The organism is Pseudomonas sp. ACM7, from assembly GCF_004136015.1.
GTDB classification, from domain to species: Bacteria; Pseudomonadota; Gammaproteobacteria; order Pseudomonadales; family Pseudomonadaceae; genus Aquipseudomonas; species Aquipseudomonas frigoris.
In genome coordinates this window covers 2,971,956-2,991,845 of sequence record NZ_CP024866.1, presented here as the reverse complement: position 1 = coordinate 2,991,845, position 19,890 = coordinate 2,971,956, and the positions used below count along the sequence as shown (strand labels likewise).

Genomic DNA, 19,890 nt, shown 5'->3' with positions numbered 1-19,890 from the left:
GAAACTCCCAACAAAATTTGCAGTTCGCCCGAGGCGAGCGAACTTTGGATAGTTTGAGCCTTGTAGCTATTTACCCGACTTGACCTTGGTCCAGCTGCGGGTCATCAAACGTTGAATGTTTGGTGGTAACTCGATAGACACGTAAGTCTTGTCGAGGACGGCTTGCGGTGGATAAACCGATTTGTCGGTGCGAATGGATTGTTCCATCAGCTTGTCCGACCCTGGGTTAGGGTTGGCGTAACCCACGTAATCACTGACCTGGGCGATCACCTCAGGTTTCAGCAAATAGTTGATGAAGGCATGGGCTTCCTTGACGTTGGCCGCATCTTTGGGGATCGCCAACATGTCGAACCAGAGCGCGCCGCCCTCTTTCGGAATCGAGTAGGCGATGTTCATGCCTTTGCCGGCTTCAGCCGCGCGGGCCTTGGCCTGGAACATGTCGCCGGAAAAGCCGATCGCGACGCAGATATCGCCGTTGGCCAGGTCCGCGATGTATTTGGACGAGTGGAAATAGGTCACATAAGGCCGCACCGCCAGCAACTTGGCTTCGGCCTTTTTGTAGTCTTCGGGGTTGGTGCTGTTGGCGTTCAGGCCCATGTAGTTGAGGACCGTGGGCATCATTTCATCGGCGGAGTCGAGGAACGCCACGCCGCAGCTGTGCAGTTTCTTGATGTTTTCCGGCTCGAACACCACATCCCAGGAATCGATCTTGTCGAGCCCCAGTACAGCCTTGACCTTGTCAACGTTGTAACCGATGCCGTTGGTACCCCATAGGTAGGGAACGGCGTACTGGTTACCCGGATCGTTTTGCTCCAGGCGCTTGAGCAGCACCGGGTCGAGGTTGGCATAGTTGGTGAGCTTGGACTTGTCGAGCTTCTGGAAAGCGCCCGCCTTGATCTGCTTGCCAAGGAAGTGGTTGGACGGCACGACCACGTCATAACCGGTACGCCCGGCCAGCAACTTGCCTTCCAGGGTTTCGTTAGAATCGAAAACGTCATAAACCGGTTTGATGCCGGTCTCTTTCTGGAAGTCTGCCAGGGTCGTCGAACCGATGTAGTCCGACCAGTTATAAATATGCACAGTGCCAGCGGCCTGGACACTAACGGCAAGCGTCAGCCCGGCACCGATGAGCAGCGCATTGCGCAACAAAGAAAAAATTGGCACGTGGAGGTCCTCTAAAATTACTTGGGCCCAAGTTGCCCAGCGTTACATGACAGCCATGGCTGCCTGGCAACAAAACCGGCGCGCAACTTACCCTCGAAAAACCGTTCCAGCAAAACTTTTATACAGATACCTGTAGCAGCTGCCGCAGGCTGCGTTCAACTGCGAAGCAGTTGTGCTGTCGAAAAGCGGAGGTCCTTCGGACCTCAACGCAGCCTTCGGCAGCTGCTACAGGGTTTTACTTACTTACCGGATTTGATCTTGGTCCAGCTGCGAGTCAGGATCCGCTGGGTCGCGGCCGGCAAGTCGGCAATCGCGTACAGCTTGGCCAGCACGTCTGCCGGCGGGTAGATGCCTGGGTCGGCGGTGATGTCTTTATCGACCAATGCGGTGGCTGCCGCGTTACCGTTCGGGAAGCGTACGGCGTTGGTGATTTCAGCCATGATTTCCGGCTTCTGCAGGAAGGTCATGAACTTGTAGGCGCCTTCGACGTTTTCGGCATCTTTAGGGATGGCGACCATGTCGTAGAAGCTGCCCGCACCTTCTTTCGGAATGTTGTAGCTGACTTTCACCTTGTCACCGGCTTCAGCCGCGCGGGTCTTGGCCTGGTAGATGTCGCCCGAATAACCCACGGCTACGCAGATGTTGCCGTTGGCCAGGTCGGAGATGTACTTGGACGAGTGGAAGTAGGCGATCGAAGGGCGGACTTTCAGGAACAGCGCTTCGGCTTCAGCCAGTTGTTTTTTGTCCTGGCTGTCGGTTGGATAGCCCAGGTAGTGCAACGCCACCGGAATCATCTCGGTTGGCGAGTCCAGGACACTGATACCGCACGACTTCAACTTGGCGGCGTTTTCAGGTTTGAAGATCAGATCCCAGGAATTGGTTGGCGCATCGGCACCCAGTGCTGCCTTGACCTTCTCGGCGTTGAAGCCGATACCGATCGAACCCCACATGTACGGGAAAGCGTGTTCGTTGCCCGGGTCACTCACCGATACCGCTTTGAGCAGGTCAGGGTTCAGGTTTTTCCAGTTAGGCAGCTTGGACTTGTCCAGCTTCTGGTAAACGCCGGCCTTGATCTGCTTGGCCAGGAAGTTGTTCGACGGTACGACGATGTCGTAGCCGGACTTGCCTGCCAGCAACTTGGCTTCCAGGGTTTCGTTACTGTCGAATACGTCGTAAACAACCTTGATCCCCGACTCGGCTTCGAACTTCTTGACGGTATCCGGTGCGATGTAATCGGACCAGTTGTACACGTGAAGAACCTTGTCGTCCGCCTGAACTGCGCCCGCCATCACGCCCATCAGGGACATGGCGAGGAGGGTCTTGCCAGCTATCTTCATACCTAATGCCTTCATGCGTAATGCTCCAATTTTTCTTTTTAACCACGTTCTTGTTAACCAAGAGCCAGCGGCCTATTCCTGGGCAACTAAAACAACCGGTAGTCTGGCAAGATCCAAGGCAGGCTTTCAAGGAAAGACCTATCCTTCGTTTGCTCTGAGCGAAATGCGAACTTCACACCCCGCTCAGAGCCTAGCACTTAGCCCTGCAATGCACTGAGGGTCAGGTCCAGACACTTGCGTGCCTTGGTCACCAACTCATCGATTTCAGCCGGTGTAATCACCAGTGGCGGAGCGATGATCATGGTGTCGCCGACGGCGCGCATGATCAGGCCGTTTTCGAAGCAGAACGTGCGGCAAATCATGCCGGCGCCCTTACCTTCGTAACGCTTGCGAGTGGCTTTGTCCTGCACCAGCTCGATCGCCCCCAGCAAACCCACCCCACGCACTTCCCCCACCAGCGGGTGATCGTTCAGTTCCCTTAGACGCTTTTGCAAATAGGGTGCCGTTTCTGCATGAACGCGCTCGATAATTTTTTCTTCGCGCAAGATGCGGATGTTCTCCAGTGCCACCGCAGCAGCCACCGGGTGCCCGGAATAGGTGAAACCGTGGTTGAAATCGCCACCTTCATTGAGCACCGCAACCACTTCGTCACGCACGATCAGGCCACCCATAGGGATGTAGCCGGACGTCAGGCCTTTGGCGATGGTCATCATGTCGGGTTTGAGGTCGTAGAAATCGCTACCGAACCACTCACCGGTACGGCCGAAACCACAGATCACTTCGTCAGCCACGAACAGGATGTCGTACTTGGCGAGGATTTCCTTGATGCGCGGCCAGTAGGTGTCTGGCGGAATGATCACGCCGCCGGCACCCTGGATCGGCTCGGCAATAAAGGCACCGACGTTGTCCACGCCGACTTCCAGAATTTTCTCTTCCAGCTGATTGGCCGCCCAGATACCGAACTCTTCCGGTGTCATCTCGCCGCCTTCAGCGAACCAGTACGGCTGCGCGATGTGGACGATGCCCGGAATCGGCAAGTCGCCTTGTTCGTGCATGTACGTCATGCCACCCAGACTCGCGCCGGCCACGGTGGAACCGTGATAACCGTTCTTGCGGCTGATGATGACTTTCTTCTTCGGCTGGCCCTTGATCGCCCAGTAGTGACGAACCATACGCAGCATGGTGTCGTTGCCTTCAGAGCCGGAACCGGTGAAGAACACATGGTTCATGCCTTGTGGCGCGATGTCGGAGATGGCCTTGGCCAGTTCCAGCACCGGCGGGTGAGCCGTCTGGAAAAACAGGTTGTAGTAAGGCAGTTCGCGCATTTGTTTACTGGCGGCATCGGCCAGTTCATCGCGACCGTAGCCGATGGCTACGCACCACAGTCCGGCCATACCGTCGAGGATCTTGTTGCCTTCGCTGTCCCAGAGGTAAACGCCCTTGGCGTTGGTGATGATCCGTGGGCCTTTCTCTTTCAGCTGCTTGAAATCGCTGAACGGGGCCAGGTGGTGATCGTTGCTCAGGGTTTGCCATTCACGGGTTTGCGGGTTGTTGCTGGTCATGCGAATTCTCCTAAGATTTCAGTGAAAGGCGCGGCGATTTCCGGCCGAGCCCGGCGCATCAGACGGCGAAGAGCAGGAATTCCCGCTCCCACGAACTGATCACGCGCTTGAAGTTTTCATGCTCGGCCCGCTTGACCGCGACGTAGCCAGTGATGAATTTCTTGCCCAGGTACTTCTCGATAGTCGCGCTGTGTTCCATACGTTCCAGCGCGTCTTCGATGGTCAGTGGCAGGCGCAGGTTGCGGCGTTCATAGCCACGGCCCACCACCGGCGCACTCGGGTTCAAGCCTTCGACCATGCCGATGTAACCGCAGAGCAGGCTCGCGGCAATCGCCAGGTACGGGTTGGCGTCGGCGCCCGGCAGGCGGTTTTCCACCCGACGGTTTTGCGGCCCGGCATCCGGAACCCGCAGGCCCACGGTGCGGTTCTCCTCGCCCCACTCCACGTTCACCGGTGCCGAGGTGTCCGGCAGGAAGCGGCGGAACGAGTTCACGTTCGGCGCGAACAGCGGCAACAACTCGGGGATCAGTTTCTGCAAACCACCGATGTGGTTCAGGAACAGCTGGCTCATGGTCCCGTCTTCATTGGAGAAGACGTTCTTGCCGGTCTCGATGTCGATGATGCTCTGGTGCAAGTGCATCGCACTGCCCGGCTCGCCGGTCATGGGTTTGGCCATGAAAGTGGCTGCCACGTTGTGCTTGAGCGCGGCTTCGCGCATGGTGCGTTTGAACACCAGGATCTGGTCGGCCAGGGACAGGGCATCGCCGTGACGGAAGTTGATTTCCATCTGCGCCGTGCCGTCCTCGTGGATCAGCGTGTCGAGGTCCAGCTCCTGCAATTCGCACCAGTCGTAGACGTCTTCGAACAATGGATCGAATTCGTTTGCCGCTTCAATCGAGAAGGACTGGCGACCGGTTTCCGGGCGACCGGATCGGCCAACCGGCGGTTGCAGCGGGAAGTCCGGGTCTTCGCAGCGCTTGGTCAGGTAGAACTCCATTTCTGGCGCCACGATCGGCTGCCAGCCCTTGTCGGAATAGAGTTTCAGCACCTTTTTGAGCACGTTGCGCGGCGACAGCTCGATCGGGTTGCCTTGCTTGTCGTAGGTGTCGTGGATCACCTGAGCGGTGGGCTCGATGGCCCAGGGCACCAGGAATACCGCGTTCTGGTCGGGGCGGCAGATCATGTCGATGTCGGCCGGGTCGAGCAGTTCGTAATAGATGTCGTCTTCGACATAGTCGCCGGTCACGGTCTGCAACAGAACGCTCTCGGGCAGGCGCATGCCTTTTTCGGCAATGAACTTGTTGGTCGGCGAAATCTTGCCCCGGGTGATCCCGGTCAAGTCGGCGATCATGCATTCGACTTCTGTGATCTTGTGGTCTTTCAACCAATCGGTGAGCTGGTCGAGGTTGTTACTCATAAATGCCTCTAGGCTGAGTTTCCTGACTCTTATAAGTCAGGCGTTGTTTGACGCATCGGCGTCGCGTTGTAATGCGCGCTTACGACAGGCATCGCCAAATGCCTGAAAGATCGCAAGGTAATCCGGGTTTGAGCTTACCTGCCATTCGGGATGCCATTGCACTCCCAAAGCAAAACCCTCGCCCTGCGGGACCGAGACTGCCTCGATCAACCCGTCGGGAGCCAAGGCCTCGACGCAAAGACCCGGCGCCAGACGTTCAACGCCCTGACCATGAATCGAATTGACGTGTATCTCGCTCGCCAGGCCCAGACCTGCGAGCACACCACCCGGTTGAATGTGCACCGGGTGACTTGGCGCATACTGTCCTTCAAGCGGTAGGCTATCGTCTTCACGGTGATCCATGAATGGACCGGCTTCGTGGACTTTTTGATGCAGGCTGCCGCCGAACGCCACATTCATTTCCTGGAAGCCGCGGCAAATACCGAGTACGGGAATACCGGCCTCGACTGCAGCGCGGATCAACGGGAGGGTGGTGGCATCGCGTGCAGAATCATGAGCAGTGCCCGGTGCGCTGGCTGGGCCGCTATAGTGAAACGGTTCTATATTGGAAGGAGAGCCTGTAAAGAGGATGCCATCCAGACCGTCCAGAATATCGGACGGTGCCAGCAAATCAGCCAGGGACGGAAGAATCACCGGCAGCCCCTTGGCCGCTGAGGCCACGGCGCGGACGTACTTGTCGCCACTGATGTGATAAGCATGCAGACCGATCTGCTTAGAGCAGGCGGTCACGCCGATTAACGGCAGGCGAGACATGAAGCACCCCGGTATTATTGGTGTTATGGGTTTGAATCGAGCTTAGCCTTGTTCATTTTTTTACACAACACCCCCGTAAAAAATACAACACGGCCCGCTCAAGCCCGCAGACGCTAAAGCGCTCAAAGGCATAAAAACGCCCCAAAGTGCCTCAAAAAAGCCCCACGGGTGCTTTTTTAGGGCAAAAAAGGCCTCGCTTGACTTCGGCATGCCGTTCGGGTTGACTGAAACCCGAAGAGATCAATGATTGATATTTTTAACAACAAAGGTGTTGCATCATGTCGGTACCCCCGCGTGCCGTTCAGCTTAACGAAGCGAACGCGTTCCTTAAGGAACATCCTGAGGTTCTGTACGTTGACCTTCTGATTGCGGATATGAATGGTGTGGTGCGCGGCAAGCGCATTGAACGCACCAGCCTCCACAAGGTTTACGAGAAAGGCATCAACCTGCCGGCCTCTCTATTTGCTCTGGATATCAATGGCTCGACGGTGGAAAGCACCGGCTTGGGCCTGGACATCGGCGATGCTGACCGAATCTGCTATCCAATCCCTGACACCCTGTGCAACGAGCCTTGGCAGAAGCGCCCTACCGCGCAACTGTTAATGACCATGCACGAACTCGAAGGTGAACCTTTCTTCGCGGATCCCCGTGAAGTCCTGCGTCAAGTCGTTGCCAAGTTCGACGAGATGGGTCTGACCATCTGCGCCGCGTTCGAACTGGAGTTCTACTTGATCGACCAGGAGAACGTGAACGGTCGCCCACAACCACCTCGCTCGCCAATCTCCGGCAAACGCCCGCATTCGACACAGGTTTACCTGATCGACGACCTCGACGAATACGTCGACTGCCTCCAGGACATTCTGGAAGGTGCGAAAGAGCAAGGCATCCCTGCCGACGCGATCGTCAAGGAAAGTGCCCCGGCGCAGTTCGAAGTGAACCTGCACCACGTGGCCGACCCGATCAAGGCCTGCGACTACGCGGTCCTGCTCAAGCGTTTGATCAAAAACATCGCCTACGACCATGAAATGGACACCACCTTCATGGCCAAGCCTTATCCGGGCCAGGCGGGCAACGGTCTGCACGTACATATCTCGATTCTTGATAGAGACGGCAAAAACATTTTTGCCAGTGAGGATCCCGAGCAGAACGCCGCACTGCGTCACGCGATCGGCGGTGTGCTCGAGACCCTACCGGCGCAGATGGCTTTCCTCTGCCCGAACGTCAACTCCTACCGTCGTTTCGGCGCACAGTTCTACGTGCCGAACGCACCGTGCTGGGGTCTGGACAACCGTACTGTTGCAGTGCGTGTGCCGACTGGTTCCGCCGATGCGGTCCGTCTGGAACACCGCGTTGCCGGCGCCGATGCCAACCCGTACCTGCTGATGGCTTCGGTCCTGGCAGGCGTGCACCACGGCCTGACCAACAAGATCGAACCGGGCGCACCCGTGGAAGGCAACTCCTACGAGCAGAACGAGCAAAGCCTGCCGAACAACCTGCGCGATGCATTGCGTGAGCTGGACGACAGCGAAGTCATGGCCAAGTACATCGATCCGAAATACATCGATATCTTCGTGGCCTGTAAGGAAAGCGAGCTGGAGGAGTTCGAACACTCCATCTCCGACCTCGAGTACAACTGGTACCTGCATACCGTTTAAGCGGTTGCAGTAAAAACAACGCCGCCGGCTGAAAAGGCCTGCGGCGTTTTTTTATGGCTTTTTTTCAACGGGACCGAGGCGCCTGCTTCGCGAGCAAGCCCGCTCCCACATTTGATCTCTGCCGTACACAAACACTATGTTCACTGGAGATCAAATGTGGGAGCGGGCTTGCTCGCGAAGGCGTCCGGGCAGACAACATCAAACCCTGCTCGTACAATGCCCGCTGCCCCGCAGGAGACTTCAATGACGCGCACCGCCACCATTCGCAAACCCCGCGCCCGCAGCCAGGCCCGGATCGATTCGATACTCGATGCCGCCCGCACACTGCTGGCTGCCGAGGGCGTGGCCAGTCTGTCGATCTATAGCGTCGCCGAACGCGCGGAGATCCCGCCCTCCTCCGTCTACCACTTCTTTGCCAGCGTCCCGGCGCTGCTCGAAGCCCTGACGGCCGACGTCCATGCTGCGTTCCGTGCCTGCCTGCAAGCGCCCATCGACCATGACGCCCTCAACGGCTGGCGCGATCTGTCGCGAATGGTGGAACAACGCATGCTCGCGATCTACAGCGAAGACGCCGCCGCCCGACAGCTCATTCTTGCCCAGCACGGGCTGACCGAAGTCACCCAGGCCGACCGCCAGCACGACATCGAACTCGGCGACCTGATGCACAAACTCTTCGACCACCACTTCGAGCTGCCGAGATTGCCGACGGACGTTGATGTGTTTGCCCTGGCCATGGAACTCGGCGACCGCGTCTATGCGCGCTCGGTGCAACAACACGGACAGATCACCCCACGCATGGCCGAAGAAGGCATGCGGGTATTCGACGCCTATCTGGGTCTGTATTTGCCGCCCTACCTGTCCAAGCGCGACGCATAACGCAACGAGGTGTTCATGGCACACGTTCCAGACAACTACCTTGGCGTGTGGCAACGACGCCTGATCAAATTCCAGTCGGGGCGCGTCGACAGCGAAACAGCCGTGTACTGGCTGCAAACCCCGCGTTTGTTTGCCGACCTGCGCATCCCGCCGGCAACGCTTGCGGCGCTGCCGCTGGAGCAACTGAGTCACGCTGACTTGCTGACCCTGAGCGAGCAAAAAGGCTTCGCCGGCGTAACCGAGGTCAATGGCGACATCTGCCAGTGGCACCGCAAACTCGACTACCAGCCGGTCAGCACCGAAGAAGACATCGGGCGCATGCATTTCGAAACCAGCGAGCGCCTGGTCGAAACCGCCCTGGACGACAGCTACTACGAGATCTGGGAGCGGCTGCCGGACTCTCGCGGCACCTGTCGCGGTCAGTGGTTGCAGGCGGTCGATGATCCGGCGCGATTTGCCTGCCTGGTGCTGGCCGGTGACTACTTTCTGTTCGCCGCCAGCCGGGTTGTCGCGCTGGAACCCGGTGGTCATTTGCGCGAACACATCGACTCGGCCACCGCTCAGCCGCAGCTTGCCTGCGAACTCTCTTTCGGCCGTCACCACGCCGGGCAAACCCCGTGGCACATCGACTATTCCACACTGCCCATGCTGACCGGCCAGCCACTGTTGCCGGCAGACATCGATCCAAACGCAAGCGAGCTATTCAGCGACCCACGCCTATTGTCTTCACTCGGCTCCTACGCGCCCGCCGCCGGTTGGCGCTGCGCACCCGAGCCCTGAACACCCGCGCATAAAAAACCCCGAAGGGTTCACACCCTTCGGGGTTGAGCGCAATGCACGCGCTTACAACTTGGCGATCGACACCTCGGTGGATTTCACAAACGCGATCACTTCGCTGCCGACCACCAGTTCCAGCTCTTTCACCGAGCGAGTGGTGATCACCGAGGTGACGATGCCGGAAGCGGTCTGTACGTCGATTTCGGACAGCACGTCGCCGAGTACGATTTCCTTGATGGAGCCTTTGAACTGGTTGCGAACGTTGATGGCTTTGATTGTCATGATGTTGATTCCCGTCGTTGGATAAGGCTTGAGTTATTGAGCCCAACGCAATTGCGTGGGCAATGGTGAAACAGGTTCCGGTGCCGGCGGTTCGCCGGGCAACGCCAGCACGCGATTGAGGACTTCGGTTTCCAGCGCCGCCAGCCGATGGGAGCCGCGAACCCGAGGGCGCGGCAGCTCAACGTGCAGGTCGAGGCCGACTTCGCCCTCTTCGATCAGGATCACCCGATCGGCAATCGCCACCGCTTCACTGACATCGTGGGTGACCAGCAACACGGTGAAACCGTGCTTCTGCCAGAGCCGTTCGATCAGCTGCTGCATTTCAATTCGGGTCAGTGCATCCAGCGCGCCCAGCGGTTCGTCCAGCAACAGCAACCGCGGTTGATGGATCAGCGCGCGGGCCAGGGCCACACGTTGCTTCTGGCCACCGGACAAGGCGGCCGGCCATTCATTGGCGCGGTCGGCCAGACCGACCGACTCCAACGCTTCCAGCGCTTGCGGACGCCAGTTGCCCTTGAGCCCGAGGCCGACGTTGTCGATGACCTTTTTCCAGGGCAGCAAACGTGCTTCCTGGAACATCAATCGAGTGTCTTCCCGCGCCTCACTCAGCGGTGCGGAACCGGCCAGCAATTCACCGCCCGTGGGTTTGTCGAGACCGGCGAGCAAGCGCAGCAAGGTACTTTTGCCGCAACCGCTACGACCGACCACGGCGACAAACTGACCGGCCGGGATGTGCAGATCTATCTCGCGCAGCACTTGCCGCGAGCCAAAGGTTTTTTGCAGTTTGCGCACCACCAGCGGAATCCCGCGCAGCAGGCGTGGAGGTTGTTGAGCCGTCATGCCGCACCTCCTTTAACAACCTGATAGGCCGGGTGCCAGCGCAACCACACGCGTTCAAGTCCACGGGCCGCGAGGTCGGCGAGTTTGCCGAGCACGGCGTACAAAAGAATCGCCAGTACCACCACGTCGGTTTGCAGGAACTCCCGGGCATTCATCGCCAGGTAGCCGATGCCGGAGCTGGCGGAAATGGTTTCCGCGACGATCAACGTCAGCCACATGAAGCCCAGCGCGAACCGCACGCCGACCAGAATCGAAGGCAGCGCCCCCGGCAGAATCACCTGACGGAACAGGCTGAAACCGGACAAACCATAACTGCGGGACATTTCCACCAGCGCCGGATCAACGTTGCGGATGCCGTGATAGGTGTTGAGGTAGATCGGGAACAACGTGCCCAATGCCACCAGGAAAATCTTCGCCGACTCATCGATGCCGAACCACAGGATCACCAGTGGAATCAGCGCCAGGTGCGGCACGTTGCGGATCATCTGCACCGAACTGTCGAGCAGGTGCTCGCCCCATTTCGACAGGCCGGTGATGAAGCCCAGGGTCAGACCGATGCTGCCACCGATGGCGAAGCCCAGCGCCGCACGCCAGCCGCTGATCGCCAGGTGAGTCCAGATTTCACCGCTGCGCACCAGGCTGACGCCGGCTTCGATGACGGCGATTGGCGCCGGCAGAATCCGTGTCGACAACCAGCCCGCCGACACCGACAACTGCCACACCGCCAGCAGCAACACCGGCAACGCCCAAGGCGCGAGGCTATGGATAAGTTTCTTCATGGCGCGCCTCAGTTCTGCGACGCGGCTTTGGGAAGAATGTCGTTGGCGACCATCTCACCAAACGGGCTGACGTAACCGGCGCTTTTCGGCAATTCCGGACGTTCGATGTCCAGGTGCGGGAACAGTAATTCGGCGACGCGGTACGACTCTTCCAGGTGTGGGTAACCGGAGAAGATGAACGTGTCGATGCCCAGGTCCGCATATTCCTTCACGCGGGCGGCCACGGTCGGACCATCGCCCACCAACGCTGTGCCGGCACCGCCGCGCACCAGACCTACACCGGCCCACAGGTTGGGGCTGACTTCCAGGTTGTCACGGCTGCCGCCATGCAGCGCGGCCATGCGTTGCTGACCAACGGAATCGAAGCGCGCCAGCGAGGCTTGGGCACGGGAGATGGTTTCGTCGTCCAGATGAGAGATCAACCGATCCGCCGCTTGCCAGGCTTCGGCATTGGTTTCACGAACGATCACATGCAAACGAATGCCGAAGCGAACGGTACGACCGAGCTTTGCGGCTTTAGCGCGTACTTGTTCGATCTTCTCGGCAACGGCGGCCGGTGGTTCGCCCCAGGTCAGGACCATTTCGACCTGCTCTGCCGCGAGGTCTTGCGCCGCTTCCGAAGAACCGCCGAAGTACAGCGGCGGACGCGGTTGCTGGATCGGCGGGTAGAGCAATTTGGCGCCCTTCACGCTGATGTGCTGACCGTCGTAATCGACGGTTTCGCCTTCCAGCACGCGGCGCCAGATGCGGGTGAATTCCACCGAGGCTTGATAGCGCTCTTCGTGAGTCAGGAACAAACCGTCGCCGGCCAATTCTTCCGGATCACCGCCGGTTACCAGGTTGAACAACGCACGGCCGCCGGACAGGCGATCCAGCGTCGCGGCCTGACGCGCTGCCACCGTCGGGGAAATGATCCCGGGGCGCAGGGCGACGAGGAATTTCAAACGCTGGGTCACCGGGATCAGCGACGCGGCCACCAGCCACGAATCTTCGCAAGAGCGACCGGTAGGGATCAGCACCCCGCCGAAGCCCAGACGATCCGCCGCTTGCGCGACTTGTTGCAGATAACCGTGGTCGACGGCGCGAGCGCCTTCGGCGGTGCCAAGGTAATGGCCGTCGCCGTGGGTAGGCAGGAACCAGAAGATATTGAGGCTCATGGAGTGGTCTCCTTAGGGATTCGAATTACTGAGCTTTGGCAACGGCCGCCGGAGGCGTCCAGATCACGTCTTTGATGCTCAGCGGCTTTGGAATCAGCTTGAGCTGGTAGAAGCTGTCGGCGATTTTCTGTTGCGCGGCGACCACTTCAGGCGTGAGGAACAACGCGCCGTAGCCTTGGCGTTTCACCGACGTCAGGGTGATATCTGCCGGCAGACCGAGCAGTGGCGAGACTTGTTTAGTCACGTCCTCGGGATTGGCCTTGGACCATTCGCCGACGGCGCGCACTTCTTCCACCAGGGTCTTGATCACCTCAGGATTTTTCTGCGCATAAGGCTTGGTCGCGAGGTAGAACTGATGGTTGTCGACGATGCCTTGGCCATCACGCAGGGTACGTGCCTGCAACTGTTGTTCGGCGGCGGCCTGGTACGGGTCCCAGATCACCCAGGCATCGACGCTGCCACGTTCGAACGCAGCGCGGGCATCGGCCGGCGGCAGGAATACGGTCTGGATGTCGGTGTATTTGAGGCCGGCATCTTCCAGTGCGCGGACCAGCAGATAGTGAACGTTGGAGCCTTTGTTCAGGACGACTTTCTTGCCCTTGAGGTCCTGCACCGATTTAATCGCCGAGTCCTTCGGCACCAGGATCGCTTCGCTGTGCGGCGCGGGTGGTTCGTAGGCGACATAGAGCAGATCGGCGCCGGCTGCTTGAGCGAATACGGGAGGAGTTTCGCCTGTAACGCCGAAGTCGATGGAGCCGACGTTCAGGCCTTCGAGCAGTTGCGGGCCGCCGGGGAATTCAGTCCATTGCACGTCCACACCTTGGGCGGCGAGGCGTTTTTCCAAAGTGCCTTTGGCTTTGAGCAGCACCAGGGTGCCGTACTTTTGATAACCGATTCTTAGCGTCTCGGCTTGAGCTTGAGAAATAACGCCGAAGGACACAGCCGCAGCAAACAGAGCGACCAGACCACGACGCAAAATGACAGTGCGCATAGCGCTCTCCTTTTTGCAGTTGGGTTTTGGCTGCACCTGCTTGGCCGTTAGCGGCTGAGTAAGGTGAGTGGATCAAATTCAGGTGTGGCTTGAGTGCTGGCTTAAATGCTCCAGCGAGCACTCAACAAACGTTCATTCAACAGGTTCGGATCGATCGGCTTGGGCCGTCGGGCCATGGCGCTGAAAAACAGCTCCAGCGATTCATTCAGTCTTTCTTCCAGCTCCGGTGCCAACTGCGCCTGGACGCTGCCTTCGCCGTAAGCAATCTGGCTGTCTACGACGAAAATCCCGTGGAGCATTTCCTGGGCTTTCAACGCCGACAGCACCGGCTTGAGCGCGTAATCCACCGCCAGCATGTGGGCGATGCTGCCGCCGGTGGCCATTGGCAACACCACCTTGTGGGCCTGGGCGCGCTCGGGCAGCAGGTCCAGCACGGTTTTCAATGCGCCGGAGAACGACGCTTTGTAGATCGGCGTGGCGATCAGCAGGCCATCGGCGTTTTCAATCTGTTGCAGCAGGTCGATCACCTTCGGGCTGTCGAAGCGCGCATGCAGCAAGTCTTCGGCCGGGAAGTCCCGTACCTGGTAACTCACCACTTCCACACCTTGCTCCTGCAACCAGCGTTGGGAGCGCTCCAGCAGCACCCCGGAACGGGAGCGTTGGCTGGGACTGCCACCGAGTGAGACGACCAGCATTCAGACGATTCCTTGAACGGTGTTAGCGATTCGCGGTTTGCGATCTCGCTTTGATGGAAGTGACCTTAACAGGTGATTTTTATATCCATAAATCATATTTATTCATTTGGTTATTCTTTAAAGAACTATGCGGAATGACTTTTTCCAGACAAAAAAATAGGCCGTAGAAACGGCCTGAATATCCCCTGCTTTGTGGATACGGTTCAATCTGGATTCTGCGGTGCCTGGCCGGCCGTCTTCGCGAGCAAGCCCGCTCCCACAGTTGACCGCATTCCAATGTGGGAGCGGGCTTGCTCGCGAAGGCGGCTTCAGCCACACCGCAATTGATGGTTTATCTGTTGGGTTGTGGCGTCAGACGCAGGTACGGCTTCACCGCGCGATAGCCCTTGGGAAAGCGTTTCTTGATTTCGTCTTCGTCCTTGAGCGACGGCACGATCACTACTTCATCACCGTCCTGCCAGTTGGCCGGGGTGGCCACCTTGTAGTTGTCGGTGAGTTGCAGCGAGTCGATCACTCGCAGAATTTCGTGGAAGTTACGGCCGGTGCTCGCTGGGTAGGTGATGGTCAGCCGAACCTTTTTGTTTGGGTCGATCACGAACAGCGAACGCACGGTCAGGGTGTCGTTGGCGTTCGGGTGGATCAGGTCGTAAAGGTCCGACACCTTGCGGTCGGCGTCGGCAAGTATCGGGAAGTTGACGAGGGTGTTCTGTGTTTCGTTGATGTCCTCGATCCACTTGTGGTGCGAGTCCACCGGGTCCACGGACAGGGCAATGGCTTTCACACCGCGCTGCGCAAACTCGTCCTTGAGCTTGGCAGTGAAGCCCAACTCGGTGGTGCATACCGGGGTGAAGTCCGCCGGATGGGAAAACAGCACGCCCCAGCTATCGCCCAGCCATTCGTGGAAACGGAGGGTGCCGGCGCTGGAATCCTGTTCAAAGTCGGGGGCGATATCGCCCAGTCTGAGGCTCATGGTGCTGCTCCTGGTGAGTGCTTGTTGAGGTCAACTGTGCCTGCATTTCTTATTCATTAAAAAGAATAAATATCGATTTGTTTAGATCTTAAATGAATATTAAAAATGTGTTCACTGGACCTCGACAGCGGTCAGTACGACTATCGCCCACAAGGTTCGAGAAGGCCTTGAGTTGCTGCACAAAGAGGGAAACTTCGAGGAGGGTTTACGGGGGTGAGCCTGACTTGAAAACGCAAAAGCCCCGCCCGGCGAGATGCCGGGCGGGGCTTTTTTTTACTTCAGTTACGCGAGTGCTATTACAACAGCGGGATCGAGTAGCTGACGATCAGACGGTTTTCGTCCTGGTCGCGCTGGCCTGGGACGTCGTTGCGCCACATGGCGTTTTTCCACGTGAGGCCCAGGTTTTTCAGTGGGCCTTCCTGGACTACGTAAGCCAGGGTCAGATCGCGTTCCCATTCGGAACGGCCGGAACCGGCCACTGCGGTGCTGGAGCTGCTGATGGTGTCGATGTTGTCACCGCGCAGGTAAACGATGCCGGCAGTGGCGCCTGGCAAGCCAACCTTGGCGAAATCATACGAGTAGCGAGCTTGCCAGGTGCGTTCGCCGGCACGGGCGAACTTGGCAATCTGCGAGTCGGTAATGATGTAAGCCGACGAGCCATCACCCTGGTTCAACCAAGGGAAATCGCTGCTGCCGTTGCTGACCTGATAACCACCACCGAAGGTGTGACCGGCAACGGAGTACAGGAACAGGCCGCTGTAAAGGTTGTTGTCAACTTTGCCCCGACCAGCGCGGAAGCCCTGATAGTTACCGGAGCTGTAGTAAGTCGAGTCGTGGCCGTTGGCACCATCGTCAGAGCTGTTGAAGTAACGCAAGTCAGACTTCAGCACACCAGGACCGATCGACCAGTTGTGAACCAGACCCAGGAAGTGTTGCTTGTAGAAATCTTCCAGGTTGCCGTAGTAGTACTGAGCAGTCAGGTCTTTGGTGATTTTGTAGTCGCCACCACCGTAGATGAACTTGTTGCTGTCACGGCCGGATGCAGTACGACCGTTTGCACCAGCGATCGACAACTCTTCGTTGTTGCTGGAGTTACGACCCTTGACGTGCTCGATCTGACCACCGACCAGTGTCAGGTCCTTGATCTCGTTCGAAGTGATCTGACCGCCCTGGAAGGTTTGCGGCAGCAGACGACCGTCGTTGGTCACGATCACCGGCAGTTTTGGCTGCAGGGTGCCCAATTTCAATTCGGTCTGGGAAATCTTGGCTTTAGCAGTAAGGCCCAGGCTGGAGAAGTTATCAACTGCTTCGCCGTTGGACTTGCTTGGAAAAACAGTACCGCCATAAGAACCATAGTTCGTGGCAGTTGCAGGGCTCGCACCATTAGTGCCACCGCCGGAATCCAGACGCACGCCCAACAGGCCGATAGCATCGATACCGAAGCCGACGGTGCCTTGGGTGTAGCCGGAGATGAAGCGCAGGTCGAAGCCTTGGCCCCATTCTTCAGCTTTGCTCTGAACACCGGCAGCCTTGTTGGCAGGAGTGCCAGCAGCACTGTCACGGTTATCGTTATTGATGTAGAAGTTACGCAGCCCCAATGTAGCTTTGCTGTCTTCGATGAAACCGGCGGCGCCTGCCTGCTGCGCCAAAACCCCTACGGCCACAGCCAGGGCCAAGGTGGACTTGTTCATTTGTTTCGCTCCTATCGTTTCTAATTCTTGAGGTCCTGGGTCGAATGCCCTGGATCCTGAAATGCTCGGTCAGTGCCAGACCGTGTGACTACGACGATGGCCTGCCCCCTGTGATTTTGGCCCGCATAATAAACACAAAAAGAATTATTTCATCATTTTTCATGCCATTCAGGAATATAGCTTCGCGCTATTACTCTGAGTCGGGACACAAGGTATCGGCTCATAAGCCACCCACTTTAGGCGTTTGACTTAAAAGCTAAAAAGAATAAAAAATTACTACATAAGCTCAATTTGGAATATTGAAAAAAGCACAAAAAAAACCTCGCCGGCGGGCGAGGCTTTTTCTGACGGCTATTACAAGAAGCTGTAGGTGTAGTTGAAGATCAGACGGGTCTGGTCTTGATCAGGAGTGCTGGTGTTGCCACGGTAGGTACCGTGACGCAGCGTTGTACCAAACCCTTTAAGTGCACCCGTTTGAATCACGTAGTCAATACGCGCGTCGGTCTCGTGCTCACTCAGGTCTTTACCAGTACCGTTGGTAGCCTTGATGTCTTGGCCATTCAAGTAACCAATCGACGCTTTCAAACCTGGCACGCCCAGTGAAGCGAAGTCATAGGAGTACTGACCGTAAGTGGTGTTTTCACCGGCACGGATAAAGCTGCCCACGGTGGCGTCGGTGAACGAGTAGAAACTGGAGCCGCCGGCACCTTCTGGACGACCGCCATCGACAAGACTGCCTTGGTTCAAGAAAACGAAGCCGCCGTCATCGCTGACACGCTGATGCCCGAGCAGAAACGCGCTGCCACCCAGGGTATAGGTGAACGTGCCGTTCCAGGTCTTGTTATCGACCACGCCCTTTTTCTTGAAGTAGCCATTGTTATTGCTGAATTGATAGCCGGCGTCGCCGTTCTTGCCGTCGGAGCTGCTGTCGAAATAACGAAGATCGGTCTTGAACGACTGGTTCGGAGCGATTGGGTAGACGTGTACCAAGCCGAGGAAGTTCTGCTTGTAGTAGTCTTCCAGGTTCGCATAGTAGTACTGCAGCATGAGGTCTTTGGTGACCTTCCAGTCAGCACCGGCGTAACGGAACTTGTTGCTGTCCTGAGTACCGCCAGCCACTGCCAGGCCAGTGTCATTGGAGGAGGCACGACCTGAAGCGTGCTCCAGTTGACCCAGGTTGAAGGTCACGTTGTCGATTTCTTTGGAGGTGATGGTGCCACCTTCAAAGGTCTGCGGCAGCAGACGGCTGTCGTTCGCGATCAGGATCGGCAGGTTAGGTGCCAGAGCGCCACCCAAGTGGGCCTCGGTCTTCGAGAAACGCGCCTTGACGTTGGCATCCAGACGGCTCCACTCGTCGGCCGATTCCTTACCATCACTAGGGAAGAATGAGTTGTCATTACCGGTCGGGTGATGACCCTTGCCACCATCCAGATGGAAACCGACCAACGCCTGGGCATCGATACCGAAACCAACGGTACCCTGGGTGAAGCCAGACAGGTAATCGAACTTTAGCCCCTCAGCGGTTTCACGCTGTCTGTACTTGGCATTAGCAGGACTAGTGCCACTCGGGGTATTACGCGTATCAGCGTCGTAATACATGGTCCGAGAACTAACGGAAGCCTTGCTGTCTTCGATGAAACCCGCGGCGCCTGCCTGCTGCGCCAAAACCCCAACGGCCACGGCCAGAGCCAAGGTGGACTTGTTCATTGTTTCGCTCCTCTCGTTTCTAATTCTTGTGTTCCTGGTCCTGGGTCGTATGCCCGGGTTCCTAAGATGCGCGATTAGCGCCAGACCGTGACTCACAAGTCAATCGTAACTTTGTGTGTCTACGACCATAGTCTAATCCCCAGTAAATTCATTCCTTGCCGGGCCATAAACCCAAAAAGAATTATCCAATTCTTTTTCATACCGTTTAGGAATTTAGCTCTGTACTTTCCCATTGAACCGGGACGCTGCACCGGCTCCTAAGCTAATTCCTAAATGGTATTTTTTAGCTTTTTTTAGATCGATTAGCTTTGACGCAACTCGCAATCAATCCCTATCGAAAGGCAGCGCCATGACGACCAAACGCGCACTATCCAGCTTAATTGTTACAGTTTGTGTATTGCTAGTAGTTTCTTTGAGCGCACACGCGGCGAACCTCACGGTCGGTTATCAAACCGGTATCGACCCCAGCAAAGTCCCCCAGGCAGATGGACTGTACGAGAAGACCATAGGCCAGAAAATTGACTGACGTCGTTTCAATAGCGGCCCGGAAGTGGTTACGGCCATTGCTTCCGGTGACGTGCAGATTGGCAACCTCGGCTCCAGTCCGCTGGCGGCGGCTGCTTCGCGCAATCTGCCGCGTTGTCGCGTTCATCGTTTCAGCCCAGATCAACGCCGCTGAAGCCCTCGTGGTACGCAACGGCAGCGGCATCGAAGTCTTGGTCGCGCGCAAGGATTACGCCGAGAAGCACCCAGAGGTTGTGGCCAAATTCGCCAAGGTCACGCTGGACTCGTTCGCCGACTATGCCGCGCATAAAGACAGCTGGACCGCTGACTCGGTACCGGTGCAGAAAATCGCCAAACTGACCGGTGCCAACGCCGTCGATGTGCCGGAGTTGCTGGCCGGATCCACGTTCCCGGATGCTAAAGCTCAACAGACCACCGCGCTGCTGGACGGCGGCACGGCCAAGGCGATTGGCGAGACGGCGAAGTTCTTGAAGGAACAAGGGAAGGTCGAGACGGTGCTGCCGGATTATTCGCCGTATGTCAGTGCGAAGTTTGTCACCCAATGATTGCTGACGGCTGCTGCGCAGCCGATCGCGAGCAAGCTCGCTCCCACAGGGATCTTTGGCGTTTACAAAACCACTGTGGGAGCGAGCTTGCTCGCGATGGGGGCCCT

17 protein-coding genes and 1 pseudogene are annotated in these 19,890 nt (G+C 57.6%); 4 read left to right on the top strand and 14 right to left on the bottom strand.

Annotated elements, in window-relative coordinates; all coding sequences use genetic code 11:
• Nucleotides 1–66: 66 nt before the first annotated feature.
• The 5 genes from CUN63_RS14000 to CUN63_RS13980 form a co-directional block, all read right to left on the bottom strand.
• The gene (locus tag CUN63_RS14000) at nucleotides 67–1,164 is read right to left on the bottom strand and encodes a polyamine ABC transporter substrate-binding protein (RefSeq protein ID WP_129440208.1); all 1,098 of its coding nucleotides are present in this window, start codon (nucleotides 1,162–1,164) and stop codon (nucleotides 67–69) included.
• Nucleotides 1,165–1,403: 239 nt separating this feature from the next.
• Entirely contained in the window at nucleotides 1,404–2,501 is a 1,098-nt protein-coding gene (locus tag CUN63_RS13995) for a polyamine ABC transporter substrate-binding protein (protein WP_129445100.1), read from the bottom strand.
• A gap of 197 nt (nucleotides 2,502–2,698) precedes the next feature.
• Entirely contained in the window at nucleotides 2,699–4,063 is a 1,365-nt protein-coding gene (locus CUN63_RS13990; protein ID WP_129440206.1) for an aspartate aminotransferase family protein, read from the bottom strand.
• Nucleotides 4,064–4,121: 58 nt separating this feature from the next.
• Nucleotides 4,122–5,480 (bottom strand): glutamine synthetase family protein, encoded by a 1,359-nt coding sequence (locus CUN63_RS13985; protein ID WP_046045152.1) that lies wholly within the window; start codon nucleotides 5,478–5,480, stop codon nucleotides 4,122–4,124.
• Between the two features lie 36 nt (nucleotides 5,481–5,516).
• Nucleotides 5,517–6,293: a gamma-glutamyl-gamma-aminobutyrate hydrolase family protein gene (locus tag CUN63_RS13980; protein WP_129440203.1), complete on the bottom strand. Its 777-nt coding sequence runs from the start codon at nucleotides 6,291–6,293 to the stop codon at nucleotides 5,517–5,519.
• A 278-nt stretch (nucleotides 6,294–6,571) separates the two neighbouring features.
• Here CUN63_RS13980 and CUN63_RS13975 point away from each other — a divergent pair, with 278 nt between their 5' ends.
• The 3 genes from CUN63_RS13975 to CUN63_RS13965 all read left to right on the top strand — a co-directional run bounded on the left by CUN63_RS13975 (nucleotide 6,572) and on the right by CUN63_RS13965 (nucleotide 9,604).
• Nucleotides 6,572–7,948 (top strand): glutamine synthetase family protein, encoded by a 1,377-nt coding sequence (locus tag CUN63_RS13975; RefSeq protein ID WP_129440201.1) that lies wholly within the window; start codon nucleotides 6,572–6,574, stop codon nucleotides 7,946–7,948.
• 243 nt (nucleotides 7,949–8,191) lie between these two features.
• Entirely contained in the window at nucleotides 8,192–8,824 is a 633-nt protein-coding gene (locus CUN63_RS13970) for a TetR/AcrR family transcriptional regulator (RefSeq protein ID WP_129440199.1), read from the top strand.
• 15 nt (nucleotides 8,825–8,839) lie between these two features.
• Nucleotides 8,840–9,604, top strand: coding sequence for a hypothetical protein (locus CUN63_RS13965; protein ID WP_129440197.1), 765 nt, complete (start codon nucleotides 8,840–8,842; stop codon nucleotides 9,602–9,604).
• A gap of 63 nt (nucleotides 9,605–9,667) precedes the next feature.
• On the opposite strand, the gene CUN63_RS13960 is transcribed toward CUN63_RS13965, so the two are convergent.
• The 9 genes from CUN63_RS13960 to CUN63_RS13915 form a co-directional block, all read right to left on the bottom strand.
• Entirely contained in the window at nucleotides 9,668–9,883 is a 216-nt protein-coding gene (locus CUN63_RS13960; protein WP_003229256.1) for a molybdopterin-binding protein, read from the bottom strand.
• Between the two features lie 33 nt (nucleotides 9,884–9,916).
• A complete protein-coding gene (gene ssuB, locus CUN63_RS13955) occupies nucleotides 9,917–10,723 on the bottom strand; it encodes an aliphatic sulfonates ABC transporter ATP-binding protein (RefSeq protein WP_129440195.1) in 807 nt (268 codons plus the stop codon).
• The gene (gene ssuC / locus CUN63_RS13950; protein WP_129440186.1) at nucleotides 10,720–11,502 is read right to left on the bottom strand and encodes an aliphatic sulfonate ABC transporter permease SsuC; all 783 of its coding nucleotides are present in this window, start codon (nucleotides 11,500–11,502) and stop codon (nucleotides 10,720–10,722) included. Before ssuC ends, ssuB begins: the two co-directional genes overlap by 4 nt.
• 8 nt (nucleotides 11,503–11,510) lie before the next feature.
• Complete coding sequence (gene ssuD / locus CUN63_RS13945) at nucleotides 11,511–12,659, bottom strand: FMNH2-dependent alkanesulfonate monooxygenase (protein WP_129440184.1); 1,149 nt, start codon at nucleotides 12,657–12,659, stop codon at nucleotides 11,511–11,513.
• Nucleotides 12,660–12,684: 25 nt separating this feature from the next.
• Complete coding sequence (locus tag CUN63_RS13940; RefSeq protein ID WP_129440182.1) at nucleotides 12,685–13,650, bottom strand: sulfonate ABC transporter substrate-binding protein; 966 nt, start codon at nucleotides 13,648–13,650, stop codon at nucleotides 12,685–12,687.
• A 101-nt stretch (nucleotides 13,651–13,751) separates the two neighbouring features.
• Complete coding sequence (ssuE, locus tag CUN63_RS13935; RefSeq protein ID WP_129440180.1) at nucleotides 13,752–14,345, bottom strand: NADPH-dependent FMN reductase; 594 nt, start codon at nucleotides 14,343–14,345, stop codon at nucleotides 13,752–13,754.
• 331 nt (nucleotides 14,346–14,676) lie between these two features.
• Nucleotides 14,677–15,315: a peroxiredoxin gene (locus tag CUN63_RS13925; RefSeq protein WP_129440176.1), complete on the bottom strand. Its 639-nt coding sequence runs from the start codon at nucleotides 15,313–15,315 to the stop codon at nucleotides 14,677–14,679.
• Nucleotides 15,316–15,611: 296 nt separating this feature from the next.
• Nucleotides 15,612–17,006, bottom strand: coding sequence for an OprD family porin (locus CUN63_RS13920; RefSeq protein ID WP_129440174.1), 1,395 nt, complete (start codon nucleotides 17,004–17,006; stop codon nucleotides 15,612–15,614).
• Nucleotides 17,007–17,360: 354 nt separating this feature from the next.
• Nucleotides 17,361–18,713, bottom strand: coding sequence for an OprD family outer membrane porin (locus CUN63_RS13915; protein ID WP_129440172.1), 1,353 nt, complete (start codon nucleotides 18,711–18,713; stop codon nucleotides 17,361–17,363).
• Between the two features lie 349 nt (nucleotides 18,714–19,062).
• On the opposite strand from CUN63_RS13915, the pseudogene CUN63_RS13910 reads away from it, so the two are divergent.
• Nucleotides 19,063–19,783: pseudogene (locus CUN63_RS13910) on the top strand (hypothetical protein).
• The last annotated feature ends 107 nt before the right edge of the window (nucleotides 19,784–19,890 follow it).

Coding starts and splice junctions, on each gene's coding strand:
- ssuC (WP_129440186.1), bottom strand. CDS start 11,502: ATGAAGAAACTTATCCATAGCCTCGCGCCTTGGGCGTTGCCGGTGTTG.
- ssuD (WP_129440184.1), bottom strand. CDS start 12,659: ATGAGCCTCAATATCTTCTGGTTCCTGCCTACCCACGGCGACGGCCAT.
- CUN63_RS13970 (WP_129440199.1), top strand. CDS start 8,192: ATGACGCGCACCGCCACCATTCGCAAACCCCGCGCCCGCAGCCAGGCC.
- CUN63_RS13915 (WP_129440172.1), bottom strand. CDS start 18,713: ATGAACAAGTCCACCTTGGCTCTGGCCGTGGCCGTTGGGGTTTTGGCG.
- CUN63_RS13965 (WP_129440197.1), top strand. CDS start 8,840: ATGGCACACGTTCCAGACAACTACCTTGGCGTGTGGCAACGACGCCTG.
- CUN63_RS13985 (WP_046045152.1), bottom strand. CDS start 5,480: ATGAGTAACAACCTCGACCAGCTCACCGATTGGTTGAAAGACCACAAG.
- CUN63_RS13925 (WP_129440176.1), bottom strand. CDS start 15,315: ATGAGCCTCAGACTGGGCGATATCGCCCCCGACTTTGAACAGGATTCC.
- CUN63_RS13940 (WP_129440182.1), bottom strand. CDS start 13,650: ATGCGCACTGTCATTTTGCGTCGTGGTCTGGTCGCTCTGTTTGCTGCG.
- CUN63_RS13920 (WP_129440174.1), bottom strand. CDS start 17,006: ATGAACAAGTCCACCTTGGCCCTGGCTGTGGCCGTAGGGGTTTTGGCG.
- CUN63_RS13980 (WP_129440203.1), bottom strand. CDS start 6,293: ATGTCTCGCCTGCCGTTAATCGGCGTGACCGCCTGCTCTAAGCAGATC.
- ssuB (WP_129440195.1), bottom strand. CDS start 10,723: ATGACGGCTCAACAACCTCCACGCCTGCTGCGCGGGATTCCGCTGGTG.
- CUN63_RS13995 (WP_129445100.1), bottom strand. CDS start 2,501: ATGAAGATAGCTGGCAAGACCCTCCTCGCCATGTCCCTGATGGGCGTG.
- ssuE (WP_129440180.1), bottom strand. CDS start 14,345: ATGCTGGTCGTCTCACTCGGTGGCAGTCCCAGCCAACGCTCCCGTTCC.
- CUN63_RS13960 (WP_003229256.1), bottom strand. CDS start 9,883: ATGACAATCAAAGCCATCAACGTTCGCAACCAGTTCAAAGGCTCCATC.
- CUN63_RS13975 (WP_129440201.1), top strand. CDS start 6,572: ATGTCGGTACCCCCGCGTGCCGTTCAGCTTAACGAAGCGAACGCGTTC.
- CUN63_RS13990 (WP_129440206.1), bottom strand. CDS start 4,063: ATGACCAGCAACAACCCGCAAACCCGTGAATGGCAAACCCTGAGCAAC.